General features: G+C 71.3%; 1 pseudogene. It reads right to left on the reverse strand.

Annotated elements, in window-relative coordinates:
- Positions 1-850 (reverse strand): annotated as a pseudogene (locus ASD66_RS06965) (hypothetical protein); the annotation flags it as partial.

The raw sequence follows: 850 nt of genomic DNA on the forward strand, positions 1-850 counted from the left end.
GGGGGCGGAGTTGTGGACACCGGTCTGGGCCGGTGGCGCCTTCTTCTGGTCGTGGTCGTAGGGGACGGGGTGGTCGTAGTCGACGCGTCGGCTCACGGTGGTGGAGTGGGGGAAGGCGGTGCGGGGGCTGATCAGCTGGATCCGGTCCTTGAGCCACTGCGGGTGCACGTAGGTCGCGGTCGGGGTGGTCTGGTTGAGGTCGATCACCTCGGTGACCTGGACCAGGGCTGTGCCGAGCATCGGCCCGAGGTTGTCGGGCAGCATGGGGCCGGCGTCCTCGACCTTGGCCACGGTCCCGCGTCCGGTGGGGTGGCTGGTGGACAGGGCGGCGTGGTGCAGGTGGACGTAGACCACGGCCCGGGGCCGCAGCTTGGCCGGGTCGATCGAGCGCAGCGTGTCGAGCAGATGCTCAGGGAACCCCTCGACCCAGGCCACCGGTGACGAGCCGGGTTCCTCGTCTTCCGGCTCGCGCTCATGCTCGGGCTCGGGATCCGGTGCTGGGTGGGAGGCCGCATCGGAAGCTGCATCCGGCTCGTGGTCGGCTCCGGTCTGGTTGTCGTCGCGGGCCGCGTCGCTTGTGCCGGCGGGCTCACTGTCACTGGGCTGGCCCTGGTCGTCGCTGCCGCCCTCGTCCGCGTCTGCATCGTCGGCGTCGGTGTCACCAGCTTCGTCGTGGCCGTTGCTGGGCTGGTCCTGCTCGGTGGACTGTGGGCCAGGGTCGGGGTCCTCGGCGTGCTCGAGCAGCAACGCGAGCAACTCCGCGGGACGCGCCAGCCACCCGAACGCCTCGGCACGCCTCGTGTCGAGGGACCGGTACGGCACCTCGGCTTCCTTGTCGCGGGCGGCGAGG

Source organism: Nocardioides sp. Root151, from assembly GCF_001427925.1.
Classification (GTDB): Bacteria; Actinomycetota; Actinomycetes; order Propionibacteriales; family Nocardioidaceae; genus Nocardioides.